General features: G+C 35.7%; 29 protein-coding genes and 2 tRNA genes. 13 read left to right on the top strand and 18 right to left on the bottom strand.

What is annotated here, in order from left to right; genetic code table 11:
• The first annotated feature begins 56 nt into the window (after positions 1 to 56).
• From thiB to pmbA, 4 genes are all read left to right on the top strand, one after another.
• The gene (gene thiB / locus CF67_RS04975; protein ID WP_034415284.1) at positions 57 to 1,046 is read left to right on the top strand and encodes a thiamine ABC transporter substrate binding subunit; all 990 of its coding nucleotides are present in this window, start codon (positions 57 to 59) and stop codon (positions 1,044 to 1,046) included.
• Between the two features lie 22 nt (positions 1,047 to 1,068).
• Positions 1,069 to 2,676, top strand: coding sequence for a thiamine/thiamine pyrophosphate ABC transporter permease (gene thiP / locus CF67_RS04970; protein WP_034415211.1), 1,608 nt, complete (start codon positions 1,069 to 1,071; stop codon positions 2,674 to 2,676).
• Positions 2,677 to 2,684: 8 nt separating this feature from the next.
• Complete coding sequence (thiQ, locus tag CF67_RS04965) at positions 2,685 to 3,392, top strand: thiamine ABC transporter ATP-binding protein (RefSeq protein WP_034415208.1); 708 nt, start codon at positions 2,685 to 2,687, stop codon at positions 3,390 to 3,392.
• 122 nt (positions 3,393 to 3,514) lie between these two features.
• Complete coding sequence (gene pmbA, locus CF67_RS04960; RefSeq protein WP_034415201.1) at positions 3,515 to 4,855, top strand: metalloprotease PmbA; 1,341 nt, start codon at positions 3,515 to 3,517, stop codon at positions 4,853 to 4,855.
• 158 nt (positions 4,856 to 5,013) lie between these two features.
• Here pmbA and CF67_RS04955 read toward each other — a convergent pair whose 3' ends face one another.
• From CF67_RS04955 to CF67_RS04925, 7 genes are read right to left on the bottom strand one after another with little or no spacing between them, the layout of a single operon-like run.
• Positions 5,014 to 6,444: an RNA polymerase factor sigma-54 gene (locus CF67_RS04955; RefSeq protein ID WP_034415198.1), complete on the bottom strand. Its 1,431-nt coding sequence runs from the start codon at positions 6,442 to 6,444 to the stop codon at positions 5,014 to 5,016.
• 48 nt (positions 6,445 to 6,492) lie between these two features.
• Positions 6,493 to 7,218: an LPS export ABC transporter ATP-binding protein gene (gene lptB / locus CF67_RS04950; protein ID WP_034415281.1), complete on the bottom strand. Its 726-nt coding sequence runs from the start codon at positions 7,216 to 7,218 to the stop codon at positions 6,493 to 6,495.
• A gap of 2 nt (positions 7,219 to 7,220) precedes the next feature.
• Entirely contained in the window at positions 7,221 to 7,715 is a 495-nt protein-coding gene (gene lptA / locus CF67_RS04945; RefSeq protein WP_034415196.1) for a lipopolysaccharide transport periplasmic protein LptA, read from the bottom strand.
• Complete coding sequence (gene lptC / locus CF67_RS04940; RefSeq protein ID WP_034415194.1) at positions 7,696 to 8,253, bottom strand: LPS export ABC transporter periplasmic protein LptC; 558 nt, start codon at positions 8,251 to 8,253, stop codon at positions 7,696 to 7,698. The genes lptA and lptC overlap by 20 nt, the downstream gene beginning before the upstream one ends.
• On the bottom strand, positions 8,250 to 8,801 hold the full coding sequence (gene kdsC / locus CF67_RS04935) for a 3-deoxy-manno-octulosonate-8-phosphatase KdsC (protein WP_034415192.1): 552 nt from the start codon (positions 8,799 to 8,801) through the stop codon (positions 8,250 to 8,252). Before kdsC ends, lptC begins: the two co-directional genes overlap by 4 nt.
• Positions 8,802 to 9,776, bottom strand: coding sequence for a KpsF/GutQ family sugar-phosphate isomerase (locus CF67_RS04930; RefSeq protein ID WP_034415190.1), 975 nt, complete (start codon positions 9,774 to 9,776; stop codon positions 8,802 to 8,804). It lies immediately after the preceding gene.
• Positions 9,777 to 9,797: 21 nt separating this feature from the next.
• Positions 9,798 to 10,745, bottom strand: a complete 948-nt coding sequence (locus CF67_RS04925) for a calcium/sodium antiporter (protein WP_034415187.1) — start codon at positions 10,743 to 10,745, stop codon at positions 9,798 to 9,800.
• A 230-nt stretch (positions 10,746 to 10,975) separates the two neighbouring features.
• Here CF67_RS04925 and CF67_RS04920 point away from each other — a divergent pair, with 230 nt between their 5' ends.
• Genes CF67_RS04920 through CF67_RS04885 form a run of 8 tightly spaced genes read left to right on the top strand, consistent with a single transcriptional unit; the run spans position 10,976 to position 16,331 of the window.
• A complete protein-coding gene (locus CF67_RS04920; protein ID WP_034415185.1) occupies positions 10,976 to 11,770 on the top strand; it encodes an ATP-binding cassette domain-containing protein in 795 nt (264 codons plus the stop codon).
• A gap of 2 nt (positions 11,771 to 11,772) precedes the next feature.
• A complete protein-coding gene (mlaE, locus tag CF67_RS04915; protein WP_034415183.1) occupies positions 11,773 to 12,561 on the top strand; it encodes a lipid asymmetry maintenance ABC transporter permease subunit MlaE in 789 nt (262 codons plus the stop codon).
• A 2-nt stretch (positions 12,562 to 12,563) separates the two neighbouring features.
• Positions 12,564 to 13,025, top strand: coding sequence for an outer membrane lipid asymmetry maintenance protein MlaD (mlaD, locus tag CF67_RS04910; RefSeq protein ID WP_034415182.1), 462 nt, complete (start codon positions 12,564 to 12,566; stop codon positions 13,023 to 13,025).
• An 18-nt stretch (positions 13,026 to 13,043) separates the two neighbouring features.
• Positions 13,044 to 13,694, top strand: a complete 651-nt coding sequence (locus CF67_RS04905) for an ABC transporter substrate-binding protein (protein ID WP_034415173.1) — start codon at positions 13,044 to 13,046, stop codon at positions 13,692 to 13,694.
• Positions 13,691 to 13,999 (top strand): STAS domain-containing protein, encoded by a 309-nt coding sequence (locus CF67_RS04900; RefSeq protein WP_034415170.1) that lies wholly within the window; start codon positions 13,691 to 13,693, stop codon positions 13,997 to 13,999. The genes CF67_RS04905 and CF67_RS04900 overlap by 4 nt, the downstream gene beginning before the upstream one ends.
• A gap of 22 nt (positions 14,000 to 14,021) precedes the next feature.
• Positions 14,022 to 14,276 (top strand): BolA family protein, encoded by a 255-nt coding sequence (locus CF67_RS04895; protein WP_034415167.1) that lies wholly within the window; start codon positions 14,022 to 14,024, stop codon positions 14,274 to 14,276.
• Between the two features lie 10 nt (positions 14,277 to 14,286).
• Entirely contained in the window at positions 14,287 to 15,540 is a 1,254-nt protein-coding gene (murA, locus tag CF67_RS04890) for a UDP-N-acetylglucosamine 1-carboxyvinyltransferase (protein WP_034415164.1), read from the top strand.
• A 47-nt stretch (positions 15,541 to 15,587) separates the two neighbouring features.
• Positions 15,588 to 16,331 (top strand): 1-acylglycerol-3-phosphate O-acyltransferase, encoded by a 744-nt coding sequence (locus tag CF67_RS04885; RefSeq protein WP_034415161.1) that lies wholly within the window; start codon positions 15,588 to 15,590, stop codon positions 16,329 to 16,331.
• Positions 16,332 to 16,427: 96 nt separating this feature from the next.
• Here CF67_RS04885 and CF67_RS04880 read toward each other — a convergent pair.
• The 4 genes from CF67_RS04880 to mutY all read right to left on the bottom strand — a co-directional run bounded on the left by CF67_RS04880 (position 16,428) and on the right by mutY (position 18,090).
• A tRNA-Asn gene (locus tag CF67_RS04880) sits at positions 16,428 to 16,503 on the bottom strand.
• Positions 16,504 to 16,552: 49 nt separating this feature from the next.
• Positions 16,553 to 16,628, bottom strand: a tRNA-Phe gene (locus tag CF67_RS04875).
• 123 nt (positions 16,629 to 16,751) lie between these two features.
• The gene (locus tag CF67_RS04870; protein WP_034415159.1) at positions 16,752 to 17,027 is read right to left on the bottom strand and encodes an oxidative damage protection protein; all 276 of its coding nucleotides are present in this window, start codon (positions 17,025 to 17,027) and stop codon (positions 16,752 to 16,754) included.
• Positions 17,028 to 17,049: 22 nt separating this feature from the next.
• Complete coding sequence (mutY, locus tag CF67_RS04865) at positions 17,050 to 18,090, bottom strand: A/G-specific adenine glycosylase (RefSeq protein ID WP_034415150.1); 1,041 nt, start codon at positions 18,088 to 18,090, stop codon at positions 17,050 to 17,052.
• A gap of 325 nt (positions 18,091 to 18,415) precedes the next feature.
• Here mutY and trmB point away from each other — a divergent pair, with 325 nt between their 5' ends.
• Positions 18,416 to 19,141 carry a tRNA (guanosine(46)-N7)-methyltransferase TrmB gene (gene trmB / locus CF67_RS04860; RefSeq protein WP_034415280.1) on the top strand — a complete coding sequence of 242 codons (726 nt, stop codon included), beginning with the start codon at positions 18,416 to 18,418 and terminating at the stop codon, positions 19,139 to 19,141.
• A gap of 79 nt (positions 19,142 to 19,220) precedes the next feature.
• On the opposite strand, the gene hemW is transcribed toward trmB, so the two are convergent.
• The 7 genes from hemW to ruvX form a co-directional block, all read right to left on the bottom strand.
• Complete coding sequence (hemW, locus tag CF67_RS04855) at positions 19,221 to 20,390, bottom strand: radical SAM family heme chaperone HemW (RefSeq protein WP_034415147.1); 1,170 nt, start codon at positions 20,388 to 20,390, stop codon at positions 19,221 to 19,223.
• Between the two features lie 4 nt (positions 20,391 to 20,394).
• Positions 20,395 to 21,027, bottom strand: coding sequence for an RdgB/HAM1 family non-canonical purine NTP pyrophosphatase (gene rdgB / locus CF67_RS04850; protein ID WP_052538149.1), 633 nt, complete (start codon positions 21,025 to 21,027; stop codon positions 20,395 to 20,397).
• 3 nt (positions 21,028 to 21,030) lie between these two features.
• Positions 21,031 to 21,465, bottom strand: a complete 435-nt coding sequence (locus CF67_RS04845) for a DUF4426 domain-containing protein (RefSeq protein WP_034415144.1) — start codon at positions 21,463 to 21,465, stop codon at positions 21,031 to 21,033.
• A gap of 36 nt (positions 21,466 to 21,501) precedes the next feature.
• Complete coding sequence (locus CF67_RS04840) at positions 21,502 to 22,059, bottom strand: YggT family protein (protein ID WP_034415141.1); 558 nt, start codon at positions 22,057 to 22,059, stop codon at positions 21,502 to 21,504.
• Positions 22,060 to 22,103: 44 nt separating this feature from the next.
• Positions 22,104 to 22,922 carry a pyrroline-5-carboxylate reductase gene (proC, locus tag CF67_RS04835; RefSeq protein WP_034415137.1) on the bottom strand — a complete coding sequence of 273 codons (819 nt, stop codon included), beginning with the start codon at positions 22,920 to 22,922 and terminating at the stop codon, positions 22,104 to 22,106.
• Between the two features lie 59 nt (positions 22,923 to 22,981).
• The gene (locus CF67_RS04830; RefSeq protein WP_034415135.1) at positions 22,982 to 23,689 is read right to left on the bottom strand and encodes a YggS family pyridoxal phosphate-dependent enzyme; all 708 of its coding nucleotides are present in this window, start codon (positions 23,687 to 23,689) and stop codon (positions 22,982 to 22,984) included.
• Positions 23,690 to 23,795: 106 nt separating this feature from the next.
• Positions 23,796 to 24,239, bottom strand: coding sequence for a Holliday junction resolvase RuvX (gene ruvX / locus CF67_RS04825; RefSeq protein ID WP_034415277.1), 444 nt, complete (start codon positions 24,237 to 24,239; stop codon positions 23,796 to 23,798).
• Positions 24,240 to 24,265 lie beyond the last annotated feature (26 nt).

Here is a 24,265-nt window from a genome sequence, read left to right as displayed (position 1 = left end):
GAGTCATTATAAGTTAATAAGATCAACTCAATTGTTAGGTTAGGACTTTGTTTGGAATTGTTAGATTTTTATTCTTTATTTCAGCAGCAATTTTTTCATTTTCATTGCGGGCTACCCATGATACTTTGGTTGTGTATACATATGATTCATTTGTAGCTAAGTGGGGGCCTGGACTGGAAATTAAGAGATTGTTTGAGATGGATTGTAACTGTAAGGTTAGTTTTGTTACTCTCGGCGATGGTGTTTCTCTATTAAATCGTTTGCGTTTTGAAGGTGAAGCAAGTAAAGCAGATATTGTATTAGGCTTGGATAGTAACCTAATGTTAGAAGCAGAACTGACAGGTTTATTTGTCGAGCATAATGTTGATATATCTTCTTTAAATTCTCTCAAAGATTGGAAAAATCGTGTTTTTCTCCCTTACGATTACGGATATTTCGCTTTTGTATACGACAAAAGGAGATTAGCAAGTCCACCGAAAAGTCTAAAGGAGTTAGTTATGCGAGATAATCATTTAAAAGTGATATATCAAGATCCCCGAACATCGATTCCAGGACAAGGTTTAGTGCTGTGGATGAAGTCAATATATGGTGATCGTGCATTAGAAGCGTGGAAAAAATTTGCTAAAAAGACAGTGACTATCACAAAAAATTGGTCTGAAGCCTATGCGATGTTTTTAAAAGGCGAATCTGATTTAGTGCTTTCATATACTACATCGCCTGCTTATCATTTGATAGTAGAGGGTAATGAAAATTATGTAGCGGCTGATTTTTCTGATGGACACTATATGCAAATTGAAGTAGCTGCGAAAGTTAGAAGTTCAACTAACCAAAAGCTTGCAGATCGTTTTATGAATTTTATTTTGAGCAATGATTTTCAATCTRTGATACCAACAGGTAATTGGATGTATCCAGTGATTGATGTCACGTTACCTGAGGGTTTTAAAAGGCTTTCAAAGCCTAAAAAACAGCTTGTTTTCCCTTTTGAGAAAGTAGCTGTAAATCGTAATTCTTGGATTGAAGAATGGCGAAACTCTTTGATATTTTGAGTTTGATGAATTAGGTAAGCTGTTGGATTCGGTTTCTAAAGTTGGTATTTGGATAGCGATAGTTATTTTGGTTTTTATCGTTCTAATATTGCGTTCTTTTTTTATTGAAATTTCGTTATCTGACGTTACCTTAGTATTGCTAGATCCTTACTACCAACATGTAACTAAGTTCAGTTTTTATCAAGCGTTTTTATCGAGTCTGTTTAGTGTAGTTTTTGCTTTACCTATTTCTCATGCCTTATCGTATCGTAAATTTAAGGGTCGTTCTTTGTTGTTAAAGTTGTTTTCTACGACCTTAGTATTACCTGTTTTTGTTGGAATTTTTGGTTTACTGGAGATTTATGGAAACAATGGTTTATTAGTTAAATTATTACAGTCGTTTGGTGTTCAGTTATCATTTTCAGTTTACGGATTCAATGGTATTTTACTCGCTCATGTATTTTTTAATTTACCATATGTAAGCTATTTGCTATTGCAAGAATTAGAAAGAATTCCTAGTGAACAACATAAACTATGCGCTTATTTGGGAATGAGTCGTTTGAATAAATTTAGGTGGATTGAGTGGCCAAGGCTGCGTCAGCAGCTTCCCCATGTGTTTGGATTGGTTTTTATGTTGTGCTTCACCAGTTTTGCCACTGTAATGGCTTTAGGTGGCGGTCCCAAGCATACTACTATCGAAATAGCTATTTATCAGGCGATAAAGTTTGATTTTAATCTGAAAGTAGCAGCTTTGTTAGCAATCTGGCAAATTTTGTTGTGTGGGGTATTTCAATGTTGTATACAGCGTATGGCAAAACCAATGCCAATCTCCATTGGTTCCAATAATCATGGTCATATCTTAAGCAATCAAGATTATTGGGTAAGAGTTTGGGATGGTTTTTGGATTATAGCTTCTTGTTTGCTGGTTTTTCCTCCTTTACTGATGGTAATTTTAAGTGGTTTTAATAGTCAAACAATAAATGTATTAACTGATGCTCAATTTTTGATGGCATTGTTATTTTCGTTAAAAATAGCGGTTTTTTCTAGCGGTATTGCCTTATTGGTTGGAATTTCTATTGTGATTACAAGTAGAGCATGGCGTTTAAACCGTAAAGAGCTTAGAGCAGATAAAATTGAGTTAATTGGAATGATTATTTTAATCACTCCGAGTTTAGTACTTAGTAGTGGACTGTTTTTGTTGTTACGAAAATGTTTAGGCTGCAACAGCTTTATCTACATTACTATTGTTATAGTTAATGCTTTGATGGCGCTTCCCTATGTAATTAAAGTTCTTTCTCAGCCGATGTTATGCGTTGCACAGAGATATCAATTTTTATGCTTGCATTTGGGCATAAAAGGTTGGAAGAGATTTAAGATTATTGAATGGAAAATATTGAAAAAACCAATTTTTTACTCTTTTTCAATTAGTTTTATGCTGTCTCTCGGTGATATAAGTTCCTTTGCTTTGTTTAATAGTCAAGAGTTACAAACTTTGCCTTTTTATCTTTTCCAATTGTTAAGTAGTTATCAAATGGACGCAGCAGCAGTTGTTTCATTAGTTTTGCTCTTTTTCAGCATTATCTTTTTCTTTTTAATTGACTTTTTATTCTGGATGAATGAAAAATTTTTTAATTGTAAATGTGTTTTATGAGATGCTCAATGTTAAATCTTAGCCAGGTGAGACATGATTTTGATCAAAGATCATTTTTGTTTAACTTAGAGATAAAACAGGGATCAATTGTTGCCTTAATGGGATCTAGCGCTTCTGGTAAATCAACTTTATTGAATTTAATTGCAGGTTTTATAGAGCCGATTAGTGGAACAATCGAGGTAAAAAATGTATCTCTATCTAGAATACCTCCTAATCGACGTCCTTTTTCAATATTGTTTCAAGAGCATAATTTATTTACTCATTTAACAGCAATGGATAATATTGGTTTAGGTTTGAATTCTGGATTGCGTTTTACTAAAGAAGAAAAACAGTGTATTGTGTATGCTGCGGAAAAGGTGGGTGTGGATGAAGTACTTGATCGATTACCTGGACAACTTTCTGGTGGTCAACGTCAGCGTGTAGCACTTGCTCGTTGTTTTGTTCAGTCTCGCTCAATTTGGTTGTTAGACGAACCGTTTTCTGCGCTTGATCCAGTTTTACGTTACGAGATGCTGATCTTGTTAAAGAGCTTAGCAATAGAGCGTAATATTACTGTTGTGATGGTTACGCATGATATTAGTGACGCGAAATTAATAGCAACGAATTTGGTTTTTTTAGTAAATGGTAGAGTGGAAGTAGCGTTTGATATCTCTGAATTATCAAATGAGATGACAAATAATCCGTTTATAAGAAATTTTATTAAAGTTGTTGAATGAGCTTTCAAAATATGTCTACACTGATAATTATGATTTGGATAGGTTTTGAGTCAGAATATTGAAGGATAAAAGAATTTTTGTTTACCTTGCTGTAGTTTTAATAACAAACGTTTAGCTTAAATATGGATGTAAAACAACAAGTGAGTCAGCAGCGTGTTAGGTTGGAAGTTGCTGTCAGAAAAGCGCTGGATATTGCTTTAGCAAGCGCCCATGCTTGTGAAGTGGCAATTACAAAGTCAACTGGTTTTAGTGTTACTACTCGTATGTGTGAAGTAGAAAGTATTGAGTTTAATAGTGATGGTGTACTTGGTATTACCGTGTATCGAGATCAGAGAAAGGGTAGTGCTTCAACATCTGATTTAAGTGAAAAAGCGATTCAGCAAGCAATAGTAGCTGCACTTGATATCTCTCGGTATACTTCAGAGGATCCATATGCGGGTTTAGCGCCAAGAGAATTAATGATCCAGAGTGTCCCTGATCTGCATTTGTTTTATCCAGATATGCCGAAACTAGACTATGCAGCGCAAATTGCGATTGCAGCTGAAAGAAAAGCGTTGTCTTATACTAAGATTAAACAAAGTGATGGTGCAAGTTACGATAGTCGCTACGCAGTTAAGGTTTATGGTAATAGTCATGGATTACTCGCCAGTTATTCATCTAGTCGGCATAGCATAAGCTGTTGTGTTATTGGTCAAGGGAAAAATAATAGGATGGAGCGTGATTATAGTTACACAGTTGCTCGAGATTGTAATGAGCTTTGGACACCAGAAACTGTCGGTCAACAAGCAGCCGAAAAGACTATAAGCCGTTTGGATTCAAAAAAGCTTACTACTGGTAAGTATCCGGTTATGTTTTCTTCTGACGTAGCAACAAGTCTAATAGGTCATTTGATCATTGCAATTAGCGGTGTAAATTTGTACCGTAAATCCTCATTTTTACTTGATTGTCTTGGTCAACAGATATTACCGAAATGGTTTAATATTGTAGAACGTCCACATGTTTTAGGTGGTTTAGCGTCTGCTCCATTTGATGACGAAGGTATATTTACACAAGATCGTCAAATCATTGCTGATGGTATATTAACAACTTATCTATTGACCAGCTATGCTGCACGTAAAATGAGTATGATTCCAACAGGGCATGCAGGTGGTGTTCATAATTGGTTTGTTAAGTCAACAGGACAAAATTTTGAGATGATGTTAAGAGAGTTGAATACGGGTTTACTTGTTACTGAAATAATGGGCCAGGGTATAAATGTTGTTACAGGTGATTATTCTCGTGGAGCAGCTGGTTTTTGGGTGGAAAATGGGGAGATTAAGTATCCGGTTTCGGAGGTAACAATTGCAAGTAATCTGAAAGATATGTTCATGAATATTGTTGCTGTTGGTAAGGATACTGAAGTGCGTTCTCAGGTGCAAACCGGTTCTATTTTACTTGAGTCCATGAAGGTAGCAGGCGATTGATTTTTAAAAATAAGTTTTGCCAATTATTTTTACAGCGCACCTTTCAATTCTTTATGTTTGGAGAGCATACTCCAGAAGTGGTTTGTTATAAAAGGGATCTTTATAGAATAAAGATTGTTTGAGTTTAAACTCAGCATTTTAGTGCTTAGATATGATAATCATATTAGACGTCTGCGTTGACTGGAGGATAGTATACCTAAAGATTCACGGTATTTTGCTATCGTTCTTCTGGCAACTTTAATTCCTTGTTCTGCAAGTAGGCCTGCGATTTTGTTATCGCTAAGTGGTTTTGAGGTGTTTTCAACAGCAACTAGCTTTTTGATTAATGCCCTAATTGCAGTAGATGAACGTGCTCCTCCATTTTCGGTGTTTACATGACTAGAGAAAAAGTACTTTAATTCAAAGATACCTCTTGGTGTATGTATAAATTTTTGGGTTGTAACTCGTGAAATAGTTGATGCATGCATATCGACTGCAAGAGCAATATCATTCAGGACCATTGGTTTCATAGCCTCTTCTCCATGTTCAAAGAAATCATGTTGATGTTCAACTATGCATTTTGATACTTTAAGTAATGTATCATTTCTGCTTTCTAAGCTTTTAATCAACCATTTAGCCTCTTGCAAATGACTTTTTATATACTGACTATCAACATTGTTTCCTTTAAGACTAGCATATTGTTGGTTTACTTTAAGTTTCGGTATATTACCTGGGTTAATTTTAACCGTCCACTTTCCATGTTTTTTAAATCCAGACACATCTGGGATAATGTATTCAGTGTTATTAAGAGTGATACAATTTCCTGGATAAGGATTTAATCTCTGAATTAGAGCTAAAGCACTACGCAGCTCAGTTTCTTTGAGTTTAGTATTTTTAGTGATTAATTTATAGTCACGGTTACGTAACTCTTCAATATATTCGGTAAGAATTAGTTTCGCTTCGTTGAGCCATGGAGTATTTTTTTCTAGAGTGGCTAATTGAAGTAGTAAGCAATCCTGTAGGTTTATTGAAGCTACTCCTAAAGGATCAAATTGCTGAATGCGTTTTCGAACAGCTTCAATTTCATCTAATTCAATTTCTTTGTTGTTAAAGCTTGCTAAAATGTCTTCTGTAGAAACATTTAAGTAACCTCGATCATTAACTGCATCAATTATAGTAAGTGCAATAGTACGATCATTTTCGCTAAATGGTGTAAGATCGAGCTGCCAAAGCAGATAATCATAGAGTGATTCAGTGGTTTCACCCTGGTAAATAGTCATCTCATCATCGAGAGCTATACCTGCGTTGCTAGTATTAGCGCTGTAGACATCATTCCAAGTGGTATCGATTTCTAATTCGTTGCTTATTTCGGATTTTTTAATCAGTTCAGAGCTATCCTTAGAATCAATTTGAATAGTTAAATCTTTTTCTGCGCTCTGTAGTAATTCTTCAGTTTCTTCTTCAAGATCTAGTAATGGATTGGAATTAAGAGCTTCTTGGATCTCTTGTTGAAGATCTAATGTGGATAATTGTAGTAAGCGAATTGCCTGTTGCAACTGAGGTGTCATTGTCAGCTGCTGGCTTAGCTTCAGTTGTAATGAAGGTTTCATTCAGTGAATTACCTTAACTGTTTCTTATAAAGTTTATCTTTCATTTAATCATAGACGGAATTGTTCACCTAGATAAACTTGCTTTACTTGTTCATTATTCAGAATATCTGTTGGTGTTCCTTCTGCGATTATGTGACCTTGGCTAACAATGTATGCCTTTTCACATACATCTAAGGTTTCACGAACATTGTGGTCAGTAATGAGCACACCTAAACCTCGGTTTTTGAGATGTTTAATAATTTTTTTGATATCGATAACGGAAATAGGATCAACACCTGCAAATGGTTCATCAAGTAAGATAAACTGTGGGTTAGCTGCTAACGCTCGAGCAATTTCTACTCGTCGACGCTCTCCACCAGATAGAGCTATACCAGTGATTGATCGAATATGTTGAATGTTGAATTCTTTCAATAAATCCTCCAATTTGTCCTGCTGTTCCTCATGAGTCATTTGTTTACAGGTTTCTAACACTGCCATAATATTATCTTCAACATTAAGTCTGCGGAATATGGAAGCTTCTTGAGGCAAGTAGCCAATACCCATACGAGATCTTCTATAGATAGGCAAAATACTAATATCTTTATCATTGATGCTAATTTTTCCTTCATCGCGAGCGATTAGGCCTACTATCATGTAGAAAGAGGTTGTTTTACCTGCGCCGTTAGGTCCTAGCAAACCAACTATTTGTCCAGATTCAACTTGCAAGCTAACATCAGATACTACTTGGCGTTTTTTGTAATTTTTAGCTAAATGTTCTGCTTTTAGAATTGCCATAATCATTTTTGTATTGCTTGTAATTGAAGTACTGTGGTCACTCTGTCTCCTATATTGCCATCAGCAATTAGTTTTTGTTTAGAAATTTTATAACGAATCTTACTACCACGAATCATACTATCGTCTTGAGCTAACATAGCTCGCCTAAGCATAGTGAGCTGATCATCTACTGTTTTGTAGCACAATTCTTCAGCTTCACCGTAGAGAACTTTGTTGTCATCAGTAAGTTGAGAGAATGTTGCTAAATTGCCGTAGCCTTTTATTTCTTGTATACCACCAGTCTTCATATCACGGATAATAACAACTTTGTCTGCATTAATCTTTATGCTACCTTGTTTAAGTTTCACATTTCCTAAGAATGTAGCCTGGTTATTTTGCATATCTAATTGTTGGCTATTAGAATCAATGTACACAGGTTGATTTTGGTCTACTGATAATGCCATAGTGTTGCCGTATGTAACTAGGCAAGCGATAAGGCTAAGATGCGAAATTTTCATATCTGCTTTGTACTTTATAAAGAAGGGCAGTTTTTTTGGAGAAATTTCCCTTCATTGCTTTTCCTTCAGTTTTAAATTTATGGCCTGTTAGTGTTACTTCATTATTTGTCCAAAAATTTTGATTATCGAGTTCCATACTAAGTTTTTCTGTTGAGATAATGTTTACGTCTGAAGTGTTAAGCAAATTCTCTACAAGGACATTATCATATAAAGTTAATATATGGTTCTTACTTAATGTGGCTTTGTTTGCAGTAACTCTCCATTCTTGAATTTGGCCTTTTTTGTAAATGTCTAGAACAGGAAATTTAAATTCGGTATTGCCTTCAGCAAAATGATTAAGGTGCGCAGAAGTGATGATATAACTGCGAATACCGTTTTCTGTGTACAAAATATTTTCCATTCTTTTGCTGCTAAACATTGGTAGCTCTTGATTTGGAGCTATTTGAATATCAAATGTTTTTTGTTTATCGAGTAAATAGTATGCCGAGCAAAAAATAACGAAAAGTAGTAGAACGTAAACAATACGAGATAGACTCATATGCTTAAGTCTTTGTATACAAAGTTACGTGCGTGAAGGATTAAATCGCATACTTCACGAATTGCTCCGTGTCCGCCTTTAATTTTAGTCACGTAATTTGCGTGTTTTGCAAGTAAAGGATGACCATCAGCAACACAAACCCGTAGAGCTACTTGCTCCATTACAGGAAAATCCGTGAGATCATCGCCAATGTATCCTACGTTTTCTGGTGAAACATTCAATTTTTTGCAGATTTTTTGATATGCTTTAATTTTATTGTTCTGTCCTTGATAGACTAGTGTAATGCCGAGAGTCTTCATGCGATTTTCGACAATTTGTGATTGGCGAGCTGTAATCACAGCGATTTTAATACCAGCATTTATTAATAATCTAATACCATATCCATCTCTAGTATGGAAAGTTTTCAATTCCTCACCGTTGTTACCTATATAAATTAAACCGTCGGAAAAGACACCATCAACATCACAAATCAGAAGTTCGATCTTTTTGGCGATCTCAATCATTTTTTTTTCTACTGGACCATAAAGAGTTTCAACTACTTGTTTCAATTACATCACTCCAGATTTAAGCAAATCATGCATGTTTAATGCACCTATTGGAGAACCATCATCATTGCACAATATTAGACCGTTAATATTCTTTTTTTGCATCAAATTGACTCCCTCTACTGCGAGCATATTAGGGCTAGCAGTAATTGGTTTTGGATTCATTACTACATCAATAGTGGTACTATGAATATTGATACGTTTGTCAAGAATTCGACGTAAATCTCCATCTGTAAAAATGCCAACTAAATTTTCTTTTTTATCCACAATAGCTGTCATTCCTAAGCCTTTTTTGCTAATTTCGACTAATGCTTCTCGAATGAATGTTTCTGGTGTTACAACCGGTACTTGTTCACCTGCATGCATGATATCACATAGTCTAAGTAATAGCTTACGTCCTAACATTCCACCTGGATGAGACAGGGCAAAATCGTTCGCAGTGAAACCACGAGCCTCTAATAATGCCACTGCAATTGCATCGCTCATCACTAAGGTTGCTGTTGTGCTTGACGTTGGAGCTAAACCTAACGGGCATGCTTCTTTGGGTACACTTACTTGTAAGTGGACATCAGAAAGTTTTGCCATATTTGAACATGATTTACTTGTTATGCTTATAATACGAACATTCAATCTTTTCAACACCGGAAAAATGGAAAGAATTTCTGAAGATTCACCAGAGTTGGAGAGTGCTAAAACGATGTCTTTAGAATCGACCATGCCTAAATCGCCATGTGCAGCTTCACCTGGATGAACAAAAAAAGCTGATGTACCGGTACTTGCGAGGGTAGAGGCTAGTTTTTTTCCGATGTGACCAGATTTTCCTATGCCCATAACTACAACTTTGCCCTGATTTGATAAAATCATGTCACATGCTTTAATAAAGCTGGAATTGAAATATTGTTTCAGTTGTTCCAGTGCTGCCATTTCAGTTTTCAGGACTCGTTTGGCTATGCTACAATAATCGAAGGTAGATGACATCAGATTCCTCCATAATGTGGTTTATGCGTTTATGTTGATAATTAGATATGTTTGATAAGCAACGAACAAAGTAAGCAGGATACTACCTTTTATAAAGTTGATAGTGCGAGATTTATCTAATACCATTGTAACAAGTAAGAGTGATACACTGAACATAACCCAAAAGTCTCGTTCCATTGCGTAATTAGTTAAAAAAGATGGATTTAGAATACCAGAAATACCCATCACAACTAGAATGTTAAAAATATTAGAGCCAATAATATTTCCAATAACCATGTCACTCTCACCTTTCAATATTCCGACTAAGGAAGTGGTCAGCTCAGGTAGACTTGTACCCACTGAGATTATAGTCAGACCAATCATCAAGTCACTCATGCCGAAATGTTTAGCTATTAATACAGCGTTACTAACTAAGTTGTCTGATGAAAGCGGTAAGACAATCAAAGCGAATATTGTCCAGATCAGAGCCTTAAAATTGCTCATATTTTTAGAAATGTTTTTTTCTTTGATGTTTGTTTTATTCTTTCGACTGATATGCACTATGACGAGTGTTAGGGTAATAAATGCTATCAATAGCCACAAACCTTCACATAAACTTAAATGATGATCCCAAAGAACTGTGCCTGCTATCGAAGTTACTATTATCATTAAAGGCAATTCTCGGTATAGCGCTGAAGTGTTGAGAGATACAGGTTTAACCATTGCTAAAATACCAAGAATAAGAGTAACATTAGCGATGTTTGAACCAAGAATATTACCAACCGCAGTGTTGATTTTGCCTTCCATTGCTACAGTTATAGAAAGAATCATTTCCGGAATGGAAGATCCTATCGCAAGTATTGTCATACCGATTACAATTGGGGAGAGTCCAATATTATGAGCTAAGGTAGCAGCACCAATGACCAGTTTATTTGCACTCCATGCTAAAAAGATAAGGGCGATGATAAGAAACATGATGGCTTTAACCATAACGGTTCCCAATTTAATTAATGGTTTAACCGCCCATTCTGACGATTTGATTAGGAAAATGGAAGTTGAATATACAAGATTTTATTATCAATCGATAAATTTATGTTTTCTTTCATGAAGAATTTAAGCAGTTTCGTTTAGTATTAAATTGTATAGTACTTTAAATATTCTATTAATGTGCTTATGATTACTGACTCCTAAAGGTGCATAAACTAATTAGAGAGTACCTTATGACAATAACTCATCTTGTTAGAATCAATAATCTATGTTTTTCGCGTGCTCATAGAAAGATTTTTAGTGGGCTCAATTTGCATATACCTACGGGTAAGATTACTGCTATTATGGGACCATCTGGAAGTGGTAAAACAACTTTATTACGTCTAATAAGCGGACAGTTAGATCCTGATCTTGGAGAGATCTGGTTTGATAATGATAATATTCCGACATTAAGTAGAGGTAAACTCTATCAAGTGCGTAAGAGGATGAGTATATTGTTTCAGTCTAACGCACTTTTTACAGACCTTAATATTTTTGATAACGTTGCTTTTCCTCTCAGAGAGCATACTCAGTTAAGCGAACAATTTATTCGTACGTTGGTGCTTTTAAAATTAGAGGCGGTTGGTTTGCGTGGCGTTGCTAAACTGATGCCAAATGAATTATCTGGTGGTATGGCTCGCCGTGTTTCTCTGGCTCGTTCTATTGCGCTTGACCCTGATTTGATTATGTATGATGAACCTTTTGTTGGTCAAGATCCAATAATGATGGGTGTGCTAGCGAAGTTGATTCTTGATTTTAATCGTGCCCTTGGCATAACATCAGTAATAGTTTCTCATGATATTTTTGAGGTAATGAGTATTGCTGATTTGGTTTATTTGTTGCTCAACGGTAAAATAATAGTTGCAGGTTCACCAGAAGAGCTACGAGATAATTCTAATCCTTATCTTCAGCAGTTTTTGCAAGGAACAGCAGATGGCCCAGTAGGATTTCATTATCCTGCTATTGATATTGAGAAGGATTTGTTCTGACAATGTTTTACTTCTTGAGGTTTGTCTCCGTTATTGGTCAAAAGGTCCTCGCTGTTGCTCTCTTGTTTGGGCGTGCTACTTTAATGTTGGTTGGTGCAATGACCTTTCGTTTGCGACCAGTTCAAAACTTATCTTTGTTGGTTAAGCAGATTTACAATATTGGTGTTCAATCTCTTCTCATTATAGTGTTGTCTGGATTATTTATTGGTATGGTACTCAGTTTGCAAGGATATGTAGTTTTGGTAGATTATGGTGCAGAAGGTAATTTGGGTAAAATGGTAATTTTTTCTTTGCTACGTGAACTTGGTCCTGTTGTGACAGCATTATTGTTTGCTGGTAGATCTGGTTCTGCACTAACCGCTGAAATTGGTTTAATGAAAGTTACTGAGCAGCTATCAAGTTTAGAAATGATGGCAATAGATCCACTAGAGCGTATTATTTCACCTCGTTTGTGGGCTGGTTTAATTTCAATGCCATTTTTAGCAATAATTTTTATGGTAGTAGGAATATGGGCAGCTCAACTTATTGGAGTTGAATGGAAAAATGTCGACTATGGTAGTTTTTGGTCCTCTATTCAGTCTTCTATTCGATTGGAAAAAGATATTGCTTGTAGTGTGATCAAGTGCTTAGTGTTTGCAGTTACCGTTACTTGGATCGCGTTGTTTAACGGATACAATGCAACTCCAACTCCGGAAGGAATAAGTCATGCTACAACTTGCACCGTAGTACACTCATCACTCGCTATATTAGGATTAGATTTGATACTCACAGTATTGATGTTCGGGAATTAGTCATGCGACAGGTAAAAATAGAGCTCTGGGTTGGTAGTTTTATGCTAGTAGGCATTTGTTCAGTTTTAATAATGATTTTTCGGGTTGCCGATGTTACAAGGTTAGGTTCAGGTGACGTTTATATTTTAAAAGCAGAGTTTAATAATATTGGTAGCTTAAAAATCCATGCTCCGGTTAAGGTCGCTGGAGTGGCAATTGGTCGAGTTAAGAGTATTGATTTAAATATTGAAAGTATGTTGCCTGTAGTATCGATGGAGATTAATGTCAAATATAGCCAATTTTCTGATACCTCAAGTGTTCAAATTTTAACTTCTGGTTTAATTGGTGAACAGTATATAGGTTTATTTCCCGGTTTTATGTCAGGTGGTGAAAAAATGTTGTCTGATGGTGATTTTATTGAAGATACAAAGGCAGCATTGGTATTGGAAGATTTAATAGGTCAAATATTTTATAGCGTCAAATAGAGATAGGAGTCGTTATATATGTTTAAAAAAATTTGGCGGGTTTGTTGTTTTTGTTTGGCTCTGATGTTTTTCTCTTCAGTAGGTGCATATGAAATTGATAAAACAAGGCCTTTTCAAATGATGCAAGAAGTCTCCAAGCGACTATTTACTCGACTTTATAATGAACAACTTAAAATTCATCAAAATCCTGAATATTTAAAGGTGGTTGTTGAGGAAGAATTAATGCCTTATGTCAATGAACAGTACGCGGCGCTTAAATTGCTTAGTTTAAATTTGAGAGGGAAAGATAAAGGAGAGGTTAGGACTTTCATTAAGTCGTTTCGTAAATATTTGGTCACTTCTTATGCGAAAGTACTAGCTCAATATACAGATCAGAGGATTGAATTAGGACCTGAACCTGAACTCGGTTCTGAAAAACGTATTGTTGGTATAAAGTTTAAGATTATTAATACAGTTCAACCTAATATTGAATTAGAGTTCAGATTACGCAAAGATCAAAAGACAGGTGAATGGGAAGCATTTGATGTTATTGTTGAAGGTATTAGTTTACTATTAAGCAAGAGATCTGAATGGGGTGGAAAAATTCGTCAGGAAGGTTTAATTAGTGTGGCTAACAAGCTTAATGAATTAGCAGATCAAGCAATAAAGTTTGAAAGTAAAGGATTATGAGTCATCCTCAATGGCAACAGTCAAATGTAAAGCATGTAACACTGCTTGGTGAACTTAATCGTGATACTGTTCCTTCGTTGTGGAAATTCATAAGAAGGTGGAAAATTCGGGTTGAAAGTGTTGAGATATCGTTAGAAAAAATAGATAAAATTGACTCTGCTGGGATGGTGATGTTGATTCACCTCATAGACTATGCCAAGAAGCACAATTGTCATATAATGTTGAGTTCTATTCCGGAAGAATTGATTGTCTTATTTCGACTAAGCAGAGTTGAGTTTATGATCCAGAATCATATAAGAAATTAGTTATGGTATTTAGGAGGCAGTCGTGAATACCGAAAAATTGCAACGAATATTAGAAAAGGCATTAGGTCTTCAAGAATTGTACGTTACGAGTATGGGTAATCATTATGAGGTGATAGCTATTGATGTTTGTTTTGATGAAATGAGTTATCTTGAGAAACAACGACTAATTTATTCTCCTTTAATGGAGTATATTCAAAGAAATGAAATTCATGCCCTTTCTATTAGAGCGTTTACACCAAATGAATGGGCTTGCGACAAAAGACTAATGTCGCTGTAGGTTTTTATTAATGGAAAAATTTCGTATAATTGGCTCGAATAAGGCATTAAGTGGTGAGGTTATCATTTCTGGTGCGAAAAATGCTGCTTTGCCGATTTTGTTCGCATCTATCTTGACAGAAGAGCCATTGGAGATAACTAATGTTCCTCATTTGCGAGATGTTGATACAGCCATAGCATTGCTTAGATGTTTAGGTGCAAAAGTAGAGAGAAATGGTTCAGTTCAGGTTGATCCGAGCCAAATTAATAAATTCTGTGCATCCTATGATTTAGTCAAAACTATGCGTGCGTCTATTTGGATATTAGGTCCACTTGTTGCGCGGTTTGGTCAAGGACAGGTCTCTCTTCCTGGTGGTTGTGCGATTGGTGCTCGCCCAGTGGATTTGCATATTCGTGGTTTAGAACAACTGGGTGCAACGATTACTTTAGAGGATGGTTATATTAAGGCAAAAGTAGACGGATTACTGAAAGGAGCTCATATTGTTATGGATAAAGTGAGTGTTGGCGCAACTATTACTATCATGTGTTCGGCTACTTTAGCAGAAGGTGTGACAATACTAGATAACGCAGCACGTGAACCAGAAATTATTGATACAGCAGATTTTTTGAATAAGTTAGGTGCGAAGATTACTGGAGCTGGGACAGGGGCTATTGTCATTGAAGGTGTTGAAAAGCTTAGTGGTACTAAACATGCTGTGATTGCTGATCGTATTGAAACTGGTACTTTTCTTGTGGCTGCAGTTGTGTCTGGCGGAAAGGTTGTATGTCGCAATACAAGTCCAGACTTGTTAGAAGCGGTGTTAGCTAAACTAGAAGAAGCTGGTGCATTGGTTGAATCTGGTAGCGATTGGGTTAGTGTTGATATGATTGGTCGTAATTTAAAAGCAGTTAGCGTACATACTGAAGTATATCCAGGTTTTCCGACTGATATGCAAGCGCAATTCACCTTGCTTAACTTAATGGCAAAAGCTGGCGGTGTGATAACTGAAAATATTTTTGAAAATCGGTTTATGCACGTGCCAGAGCTCATGCGTATGGGAGCGAAAGCAGAAATCGAAGGAAATACAGTTATTTGTGGTGATGCTGATAAATTGAGCGGTGCACAGGTGATGGCAACAGATTTACGTGCTTCAGCAAGTCTGGTGATTGCTGGCTGTATTGCACAAGGGGAAACTATTGTGGACAGAATATACCATATTGATCGTGGTTACGATAAAATTGAAACTAAATTATCAGCACTTGGTGCCAATATTGAGCGTTTTTAAAGCATGTTAGCTAAAGGTAGAAAAGTTTTGTTTTGGAGAATTATAGAGTGATTGCACTGTTACGTGTATTTTCTGCGGTCGTTTTTATAATCGTAATTTTTTTGGTTGGCTGCAGTCTTTGCCTGTTGACTCCTCATAGCATGAATCATGTATTCAATTTCGGCCGTTGCTTTAGTTATATGTCTAGGTTTTTTGGAATTAATCTGATGCTTAGAATGCCTGAAGACGCTTATCATCGACGAGGTCAATACGTTTATATTGCTAATCACCAAAATAATTGGGATATGTTCACTGTATCTTCAGCAGTGACACCTAAAGTAGTGACAGTAGGTAAAAAAAGCTTGATTTGGATACCTTTATTTGGTCAGTTATATTGGCTTTCAGGAAATATTTTGATTAACCGAGCCAATCGCTTTCAAGCGATTGATACCATAGAATATATTGTTAATAGGATAAAACGGACGAGTGTTTCGGTATGGATGTTTCCTGAAGGAACGCGTTCTCGTGGACGTGGTTTGTTACCGTTCAAAAATGGCGCATTTTATGCCGCGATTTTTTCCGGCGTGCCGATTGTTCCTATTGTGTGCAGTTCTACTAGTGAACTTAAGTTAAACCGTTGGAGGAATGGTTACGTAATAGTCGAAATGTTGCCACCAATCAGTACTAAAGGTTACAATAAAGAAAGTGTTCGTGAGCTTGTAAATCTCTGTCATCATCAAATGAGAGCTAAGCTTGCGCTTCTAGATGAAGAGGTTAACACACTAAATCAACTTTCGGTCGCAAAGAATTAATTCCTGATTTTGTTGCTTAACTATAATTTTGAGAACACTGATGAGGAGTCGGCAGGTTTTTTGTCTACTTTTTTTTCACTCAAATACTAAGCTTGTTGGCTCCCCCTGCAGGACTCGAACCTGCGACATACGGATTAACAGTCCGCCGTTCTACCAACTGAACTAAGGAGGAATAAAATTCTTTCTTGAAGACTTTTATCCATGCAAACCAAGAATAAAAATGGTGCCTCGAGGTGGAATCGAACCACCGACACGAGGATTTTCAGTCCTCTGCTCTACCTACTGAGCTATCAAGGCAAAAAAACTCGAGTTATTAAAAACCACGAATTTCTAGCTCCGAAGAAACATCTCACTGGCTGGTTTACTTCAGTGTAACGAGGCAACATTAAACGGATTTTTTTCACTATAGTCAACTTGTTTTTAATTTTTTTTTGGCAAGATGTAACCTTCAATGTACACTTTTTTCCCTTTAAATAAGAAGTTAACCATTTCAATTTCGAGCAGTTTTCGATGTTCCAGGTTCATCATATTTAATCGCTTTTCATTGATAAGCATAGTTTGCTTGCCTTGCCAAAGTCTCCAAGCTTCCTTGGAGATATTATTTAAAATACGTTTACCTAAATTTCCAGGATAAGGTTGAAAATCTAGACCTTCTACATTTTTTTTTAACTTGGTACAAAAAATGGTACGACCCATGATTATTCCTTATTGTTTATCATCAAAGTATAGATAAGGTAAGTTCTTCTAATAATAGCTTTACCGGTGCAGCTAATCCTATTTTAGCGGGCTTGAGTAAATTATACCAAAGACCTCTAGTTTTTTCTATTAACGGTTTGTTTGATAGATCAACTAAAATCGGTGTAATTTTAAGGTGATAGTGGCTAAAAGCGTGCACAAAAGTAATGGATTGAGTGATTTTTGAGATGGTTTCTTTGTATTCGATACACAAATTGAGTTCAACTTCAGAATTTTTATTTTCGGGAAAGCAAAATAGTCCCCCCCAAATCCCAGAATTTGGACGTTGTTCGAGCCACACCTGATTATTATAGCGCAGTATGATAAACCAAGTTTCTTTCACTAATTTATCTTTCTTGTTTTTTTTGCTTGGATAATCTAGTGGATTTCCTTGTTGGTAAGCAACACAATTTTGACTTATTGGACATAAACCGCATTTGGGATTATGACGAGTGCATACTGTAGCCCCGATATCCATCATAGCTTGGTTGTATTTGTCGGTGTCTTTTTGAGGTGTGTATTCTTCGGCATGCTGCCATAATATTTTTTCTACCTTTTTCTGCCCTGGCCAGCCTCCAATAGCGAAATAGCGAGTGAGTATGCGTTTGACATTACCATCTAAAACCGCATATTTTTTTTTATGTACTGAAGAAAGTATAGCAGCGGCAGTTGAACGTCCAATACCTGGAAGAGCACGTATTTCTTCCATGTTCATAGGAAATTTTCCACTGTATTGTTTTGTGATTATTTGGGCTGTTTTATATAAGTTTCGCGCACGGGCATAGTAACCCAATCCGCTCCATAGATATAGAACTTCATCTTGGCTTGCATTAGCTAAATCAACAATATTTGGAAATTTTTTTAAAAAACGTAGATAGTGAGGAATCACAGTGGCAACTTGAGTTTGTTGTAGCATAATTTCAGATAACCAAACACGATAAGCAGTTTTATTTTTTTGCCAAGGTAAATTTTTTCGTCCGGAGATGTCATACCATTTTAGGATGGCTTTTGCGAAAGGTGTCATTATTTATCTAGATGTTTTATTATTTTGAATGAAATTCCATCACATTTATTACTTAGTGTAAATACAGAAATATTTAGATGAGTTGTTAGCGTTTTTCGTTTTAAATATAAAATTATGATATAATACGATACAAATCAGTGGCTTCAGAGTTTTCTTCTTCATTTCCATTATAGATGGATGATCATTTCGTTTTGTTTACTTAATGAACCATTTGATTAGAAGGTTTTTTTTAGCGTATTTTCATGTTTCGTACATCAATTATTCAAGCACAGATTTTGGTTAAAAAGTTTGGGTAATTTAGGTGAAACAGAAATTTCGATTAGGTTTGGAGTGGAAAAAGGTGATTGTTAATCAGTATAGTAAGGATGGAACGTCACTACGTAAAATACGTAGTTTTGTGCGTCGAGAAGGTCGTTTAACTAAAGCACAAAAGAATGCGATAGAAGAATGTTGGCCGAGGATGGGGATTGATTATCAACAAGAAAATCTTGATTGGAAAAAAATATTTGGTAATGAGAATCCTGTTATTTTAGAGATTGGATTCGGTATGGGCGCTTCATTGGTTGAAATGGCAAAAAAATCTCCAGAAAAAAATTTTGTTGGTATTGAAGTTTATACTCCTGGTGTCGGTGCATGTTTAGCGCTGGCTCGAAATTCTAATATAACTAACTTGTATGTTATATATCATGATGCACTTGAGGTATTTGAACATATGGTTCCAGATGATAGCTTGAATAAGTTGCAGTTATTTTTCCCTGATCCTTGGTTCAAAGTGCGTCATCATAAACGTCGTATTATCAAGGTTGAGTTTGTCGAAATATTTCGAACCAAGTTGCAAATAGGAATTGGTACTTTCCATGTAGTAACCGACTGGAAAAATTATGCGGAAAATATAGTTAAAGTGATGAATTTTGTGTCAGGTTTTGAAAATGTTTCTGAACATAGGGATTATATTCCTCGTCCTGATGATCGTCCAATAACTAAGTTTGAAGCGCGTGCCTATTGTCTAGGTCAAGAGATTTGGGATATGAAATATAGGCGTACTGCATAAGTGGCTTTTTTTCAGAGAGACAAGAAGGAAAAAGAATTCTTAGACGTTATAGATAGTTTTCGGAAGTACTCTTAACTCTTCATTCCATAAAAGCTTCAAGTAGTTCATTCAGAAATAGTTTACCTTTTTTTGTAGTTTTCCAGTAGATTTCATCAGAAATCAAGTATTTGTTATTTACAGACCAATTGATAATATCTCTGATGGATTCAGGGTTAAGTCCTATTCTATCAATAAAATCCTGTTTAGGACAGGGTTCCATCAACCTAAAACGATTCATAAAAAATTCAAAAGGTTTATCTTTATTTGGCACTTCAAATTCCTCAAATAAGTATGACTTTGTACTTTTTTGATATACATCTAAATATCCTTTTGGATGTTTAATTTTAGTGGTACGAAGAATTGTATTATTGTCAAAGCTTAGCTTACCATGTGAACCACAGCCTATACCCAAGTAATCCCCAAAGCGCCAATAGTTGAGGTTATGCTGACACTGATAGCCTATTTTACTATAACTTGATATTTCATACTGTACATAACCAGCTTCGCTGAGTTTTTTATGCCCTTTGTTGAAAATATTCCAAATGTTATTATCTGGTAAAGTTGGTTTTTTATAATAGAACATAGTATTTGGTTCAATAGTTAATTGATACCAGGAGAGGTGTCTAGGATCAAGCTTAATGGCCTGATCTAGATCTAATAGTGCTTCTTCAACATTTTGATCTGGCAGACCATACATCAAATCTAAATTGAAACTATTAAGATGGATGTCACGTGCGAGCAAGATAGAATCGATTGCTTCCTGCTGTCCATGAGTGCGTCCCAAACGTTCTAGCTTTTTTGAATTAAAGCTTTGGATACCGATTGAAATACGTGTGATGCCTGCATTTTGGTAATCAACGAAACGTTTTGTTTCCGTTGTACTCGGGTTAGCTTCCAAAGTTATTTCAATATCAGATTGGAATGGAATGCGTGACCTAATACCTGAAAGCAGATTATTAATACCTTGAGAAGAAATCAGGCTTGGTGTGCCACCACCGATGAAAATTGAATGAAGAGGACGCCGGTTTTTATCGAGTTGGTATTTTTTAATATCGTTATCAAGATCTTCCAGAAGAGCGGCGATATACTGTTCTTCTGGAATATTGGATTTTAAATTATAAGAATTGAAATCGCAATATGGACATTTTTGTATGCACCAAGGAATGTGAATATAAAGACTAAGTTCTGGTAATTTGAGTGAAATTGGCATAAAACTATGAATTTTGAGCAGAAAGAGCCATGAATAGTTTTTTAAGTGCTTTAGCACGATGAGAAAGCTGCTGCTTGCGGTTTGTTTCTAGTTCAGCTGAGGTACACTGCTCTTCTGGTATAAAGAAGATCGGATCGTAACCGAATCCATTTTTCCCGTGGGCTTCTTTCGAGATTCGACCTTCCCATTTTCCATGACAAATAAGCGGTACTGGATCATTTGTATGACGAATAAGCACTAGCACACAGTGGAAACGAGCAGCACGTTGCTTTTCTGAAGCTCTTTGCATTTTTTTTAGTAGTTTATTTAAATTTTGCTCATCACTAGCGTTTACTCCAGCATAACGTGCTGAATGAATCCCTGGTTCACCTTGAAGGTAGTCTACCTCTAAACCTGAATCATCTGAGATAGCAGGATAACCAGTTTCTTTAGAAGCATGTCGTGCCTTGATGATGGCATTTTCGACGAAGGTTGTGCCTGTTTCTTCCACTTTAGAGATATTGCAGTCGTTTTGCGTGGTAATATTGAAACCAAAATCTATCAGAAAATCAACTATTTCACATACCTTATTTTTATTTTTTGTCGCTAGTATAATTTTCTTTGCACGTTTTAAAAAATCAGTCTGATTAAATATCATAAGTTATCTTTCAATATAAAATATCTGTCTGAATTGTAATTTACCTATACCTTTGTTTCCAGCATTGATATCTAAATCAAAAAAAATATTTTCTTCATTAGTAATGGGGAACTCAGCAAGATAATAAATTGAGTTGCCTTCTTTGATTTCTTTGAAAGCAAGTTTATAAACATGACCAATTAAATTTTTACTAATACCAGAGATTTTCGCAGTTGTTGCCGGTTTTCTTGTTCTTGCATTGTCTAATAGGACAATATTTATAATAGCTGAGTGACTATTGCGTCGAATACCGTAACGTTGTGCTACTTGATCGGTTAAAAAGGTTGAGTTGAATGCGGAATAATGTACTTCAATATCTTTGATGCTTTTAAACTGATCAGCCAAAGTAGGTTCAACAGCGAAAGTTGCAAGTAAGGATCCTATAATCCATCGTTTCATTATATTTACTATTATAAATCGCAATCTATTGGAATATTATAATTGATACCAGACTGGACCGATAAGATCACCCATAAGAAAGTTTGCGAACTGTAGTACAAGGAATAAAATTAGTACGCTTAAATCAAAACCTCCTATCGTAGGAATAATACGGCGAATTGGTGTAAGCATTGGTTCTGTTAATTGATGGAACACATATTCTACAGGACTGTAGCCCTGACTTACCCAACTTAAAATTGCACAGATAAGTAGCACCCAAAATAGTAACCCACCAGCTATTTTCAGAAGAGACACTAAACCAAGAAACAGAAATTCAGTACTTAAATTTGCGAAACCATTAGAAGTAATTAGGATAAGCGCAATAAGTTTAAATACACATAGAGTATAAGCGAATAATATAGTTGCTAGATCAATATTCCCTACTGATGGAATGATTTGGCGTAGCGTACCAAGGATAGGCTCTGTAGCTTTTACGATAAATTGAGAGAACGGGTTATAGAAGTCAGCGTGAGAAGCCTGTAGCCAAATGCGTAAGATTACTATCATGATATAAAAATCAAATATTGTAGAAATGAGAAATTTTATTGAATTCATAAATACTCCTTTGCCATCGTTCATTACAAGAAACGAACAAAAAGTTAAAATAATTTTCCTATTTCTTCAGCCCGAGCAACTACAGCTTGCATTGCTTTGGCTACGATATCTGAAAGTTGGTGTTTATTAAAAATTTTTAATGCTTCTGCAGTCGTTCCGCCTTTTGATGTAATTTGTTCACAGAGTGTTGATAATTCAATATTTGGATTGGCAAACCCCATTTTTATTGCTCCTAACGCAGATTGTTGAACTAGCAGTCGAGCAGTATTTTTATCGAAACCTTGAGCAATGGCTTCTATTTGCATGGCTTCCATAAACAGGAAAAAATATGCCGGTGCACTGCTTGCTATAGCAATGATATTATTGATGTCTGATTCTTGTTCAACCCAGCAAATTTTTCCTACTGTACCCATTAGTTCTGAAACGAATACTTTATCTGATTGATTGACATTACTATTAGCGTATAAACCAGTCATGCCTTGCTTTATTAGTACTGGCATATTTGGCATTGCACGAATAAGATTAATGGAATCACTAAGTATTTCATTTAGACGCGCATTATTGATGCCTGCTACGATAGAAATTATTAATTTATGATTCCAATCGACAGAACGAAGATCATTTCCCACCAATTGCATCAATTGTGGTTTTACTGCAAGGACAATTACGTCTGCTTGTTCAGCTGCAAGAAAATTATTTTTTTTTGTATCGATATTATACTGATTAGTGAGAAAGTCACACTTATCTGGCTTAGGATCGCTGGCTGTAATCAAGTTTGTCGGATAACCGCTAGTAACTAATCCAGCTATGATAGCGCATGCCATATTGCCGGCGCCAATAAAAGTAATCTTCTTGTATTCCATGAATTTTATCCTAGGTTGCGGAAAGAAATGCTGATAGTTAGCATTTGCTCAATGTGATCTTATTTATCGTTTCTTGTTCCAAAAATACTAGTGCCAATACGTAGCATAGTGCTACCAGCTCGAATTGCAGCATCCATATCACCGCTCATTCCCATTGATAGGGTATCTAATTCTAATTGTGGATATTTTTTTGTAAGTTTATTTTTGAGCTTAGTTAATTTAGAAAAAGCAATGAACTGAGATTGGTGATCGGATGTGTTAGCTGGAATTGACATCAGCCCTCTTAATGTTAGGTTTGGTAACGATGTAATCAAATCTACTAAAGCAAATATCTCGTTTTCAAAAACGCCAAATTTGTTTTTTTCGCTGCAAGTGTTGACTTGGATTAACACCTGAATTGGCTCCATTCCTACAGGACGTTGGTCATTAAGTCGTTGGGCTATTTTGGCACGATTTATTGTATGTACCCAATCAAAATTTTCAGAAACATGACGGGTTTTGTTTGACTGTATTGGACCAATAAAATGCCATTTTAGTGATAAATTTGCATAATTTTTTCGAAAAAACTGAATTTTATTTATACTTTCTTGTACATAGTTTTCACCAAAAAATTTCTGCCCACCCTGCACTGCATCTAAAATAGCCTCTATTGGTTTGGTTTTGCTGACAGCCAGAAGTTGCACTGAATTTCGGGCTCTTCCATACTTTTTTTGTGCGCTTTCAATCTGTGAGATGATACGTTTAATGTTTTTCTGGATATTATTCATATTTATATGCAAGAAAAATTAATGGACACAATTTCATACAAAGAACTTAGCGCAATGAATTTTTAGAGTAATTCTTCATTCATCGCTTCAACGGAATTTAGAGATGCTAGAATATCGGCATATTTTTCATCTTTTTTTGACTTTTTAACCAGCTTTCTAGAATGATTACTGCAGATCGGCAATCTATACTATCTTTACTTAAGGCTTTGTAACCACCTATATCAAATAGTGACGATCGCGCTTCGGAAGTTGAAAATCTCTCATCATGAAGCTCTACGCTTAAACAATAGCGACTTTGGATATGTTTAGCAAACTTCTTTGCTTTTTGAGTAATGTTACGAAGATTTTTACCATTTAAGTCGGTAGGTAAACCAACAATCAGTAGGTCAGGTTTCCATTCCGTAATTTGTTTTTTTATATCATACCAATTGGGAACACCGTCGTCAGCTTTCAATGCCCTCAACGGAGAAGCAGTTTGCGTAATCTCTTGTCCGATAGCACTGCCTATGTTTTTAGTGCCAAAGTCAAAAGCCATAATTGTTCTAGATATAGCCATGTTTATTCGATTAGATTTAA

The sequence above is a fragment of the Candidatus Photodesmus blepharonis genome (assembly GCF_000731795.2).
Lineage (GTDB): Bacteria > Pseudomonadota > Gammaproteobacteria > Enterobacterales > Vibrionaceae > Vibrio > Vibrio blepharonis.
This window is presented reverse-complemented; position numbering and strand designations above follow the sequence as displayed.

Bases quoted from the DNA above. Each gene is read 5' to 3' on its own strand.
- CF67_RS04830 (WP_034415135.1), bottom strand. From the start codon at position 23,689: ATGAATAATATCCAGAAAAACATTAAACGTATCATCTCACAGATTGAA.
- CF67_RS04920 (WP_034415185.1), top strand. From the start codon at position 10,976: ATGACAATAACTCATCTTGTTAGAATCAATAATCTATGTTTTTCGCGT.
- CF67_RS04845 (WP_034415144.1), bottom strand. From the start codon at position 21,465: ATGAAACGATGGATTATAGGATCCTTACTTGCAACTTTCGCTGTTGAA.
- lptB (WP_034415281.1), bottom strand. From the start codon at position 7,218: ATGGCAATTCTAAAAGCAGAACATTTAGCTAAAAATTACAAAAAACGC.
- hemW (WP_034415147.1), bottom strand. From the start codon at position 20,390: ATGCCAATTTCACTCAAATTACCAGAACTTAGTCTTTATATTCACATT.
- pmbA (WP_034415201.1), top strand. From the start codon at position 3,515: ATGGATGTAAAACAACAAGTGAGTCAGCAGCGTGTTAGGTTGGAAGTT.
- lptC (WP_034415194.1), bottom strand. From the start codon at position 8,253: ATGAGTCTATCTCGTATTGTTTACGTTCTACTACTTTTCGTTATTTTT.
- CF67_RS04955 (WP_034415198.1), bottom strand. From the start codon at position 6,444: ATGAAACCTTCATTACAACTGAAGCTAAGCCAGCAGCTGACAATGACA.
- mlaE (WP_034415183.1), top strand. From the start codon at position 11,773: ATGTTTTACTTCTTGAGGTTTGTCTCCGTTATTGGTCAAAAGGTCCTC.
- thiQ (WP_034415208.1), top strand. From the start codon at position 2,685: ATGTTAAATCTTAGCCAGGTGAGACATGATTTTGATCAAAGATCATTT.
- CF67_RS04900 (WP_034415170.1), top strand. From the start codon at position 13,691: ATGAGTCATCCTCAATGGCAACAGTCAAATGTAAAGCATGTAACACTG.
- rdgB (WP_052538149.1), bottom strand. From the start codon at position 21,027: ATGATATTTAATCAGACTGATTTTTTAAAACGTGCAAAGAAAATTATA.
- CF67_RS04840 (WP_034415141.1), bottom strand. From the start codon at position 22,059: ATGAATTCAATAAAATTTCTCATTTCTACAATATTTGATTTTTATATC.
- CF67_RS04905 (WP_034415173.1), top strand. From the start codon at position 13,044: ATGTTTAAAAAAATTTGGCGGGTTTGTTGTTTTTGTTTGGCTCTGATG.
- mlaD (WP_034415182.1), top strand. From the start codon at position 12,564: ATGCGACAGGTAAAAATAGAGCTCTGGGTTGGTAGTTTTATGCTAGTA.
- mutY (WP_034415150.1), bottom strand. From the start codon at position 18,090: ATGACACCTTTCGCAAAAGCCATCCTAAAATGGTATGACATCTCCGGA.
- lptA (WP_034415196.1), bottom strand. From the start codon at position 7,715: ATGAAAATTTCGCATCTTAGCCTTATCGCTTGCCTAGTTACATACGGC.
- CF67_RS04870 (WP_034415159.1), bottom strand. From the start codon at position 17,027: ATGGGTCGTACCATTTTTTGTACCAAGTTAAAAAAAAATGTAGAAGGT.
- proC (WP_034415137.1), bottom strand. From the start codon at position 22,922: ATGGAATACAAGAAGATTACTTTTATTGGCGCCGGCAATATGGCATGC.
- CF67_RS04925 (WP_034415187.1), bottom strand. From the start codon at position 10,745: ATGGTTAAAGCCATCATGTTTCTTATCATCGCCCTTATCTTTTTAGCA.
- murA (WP_034415164.1), top strand. From the start codon at position 14,287: ATGGAAAAATTTCGTATAATTGGCTCGAATAAGGCATTAAGTGGTGAG.
- CF67_RS04930 (WP_034415190.1), bottom strand. From the start codon at position 9,776: ATGTCATCTACCTTCGATTATTGTAGCATAGCCAAACGAGTCCTGAAA.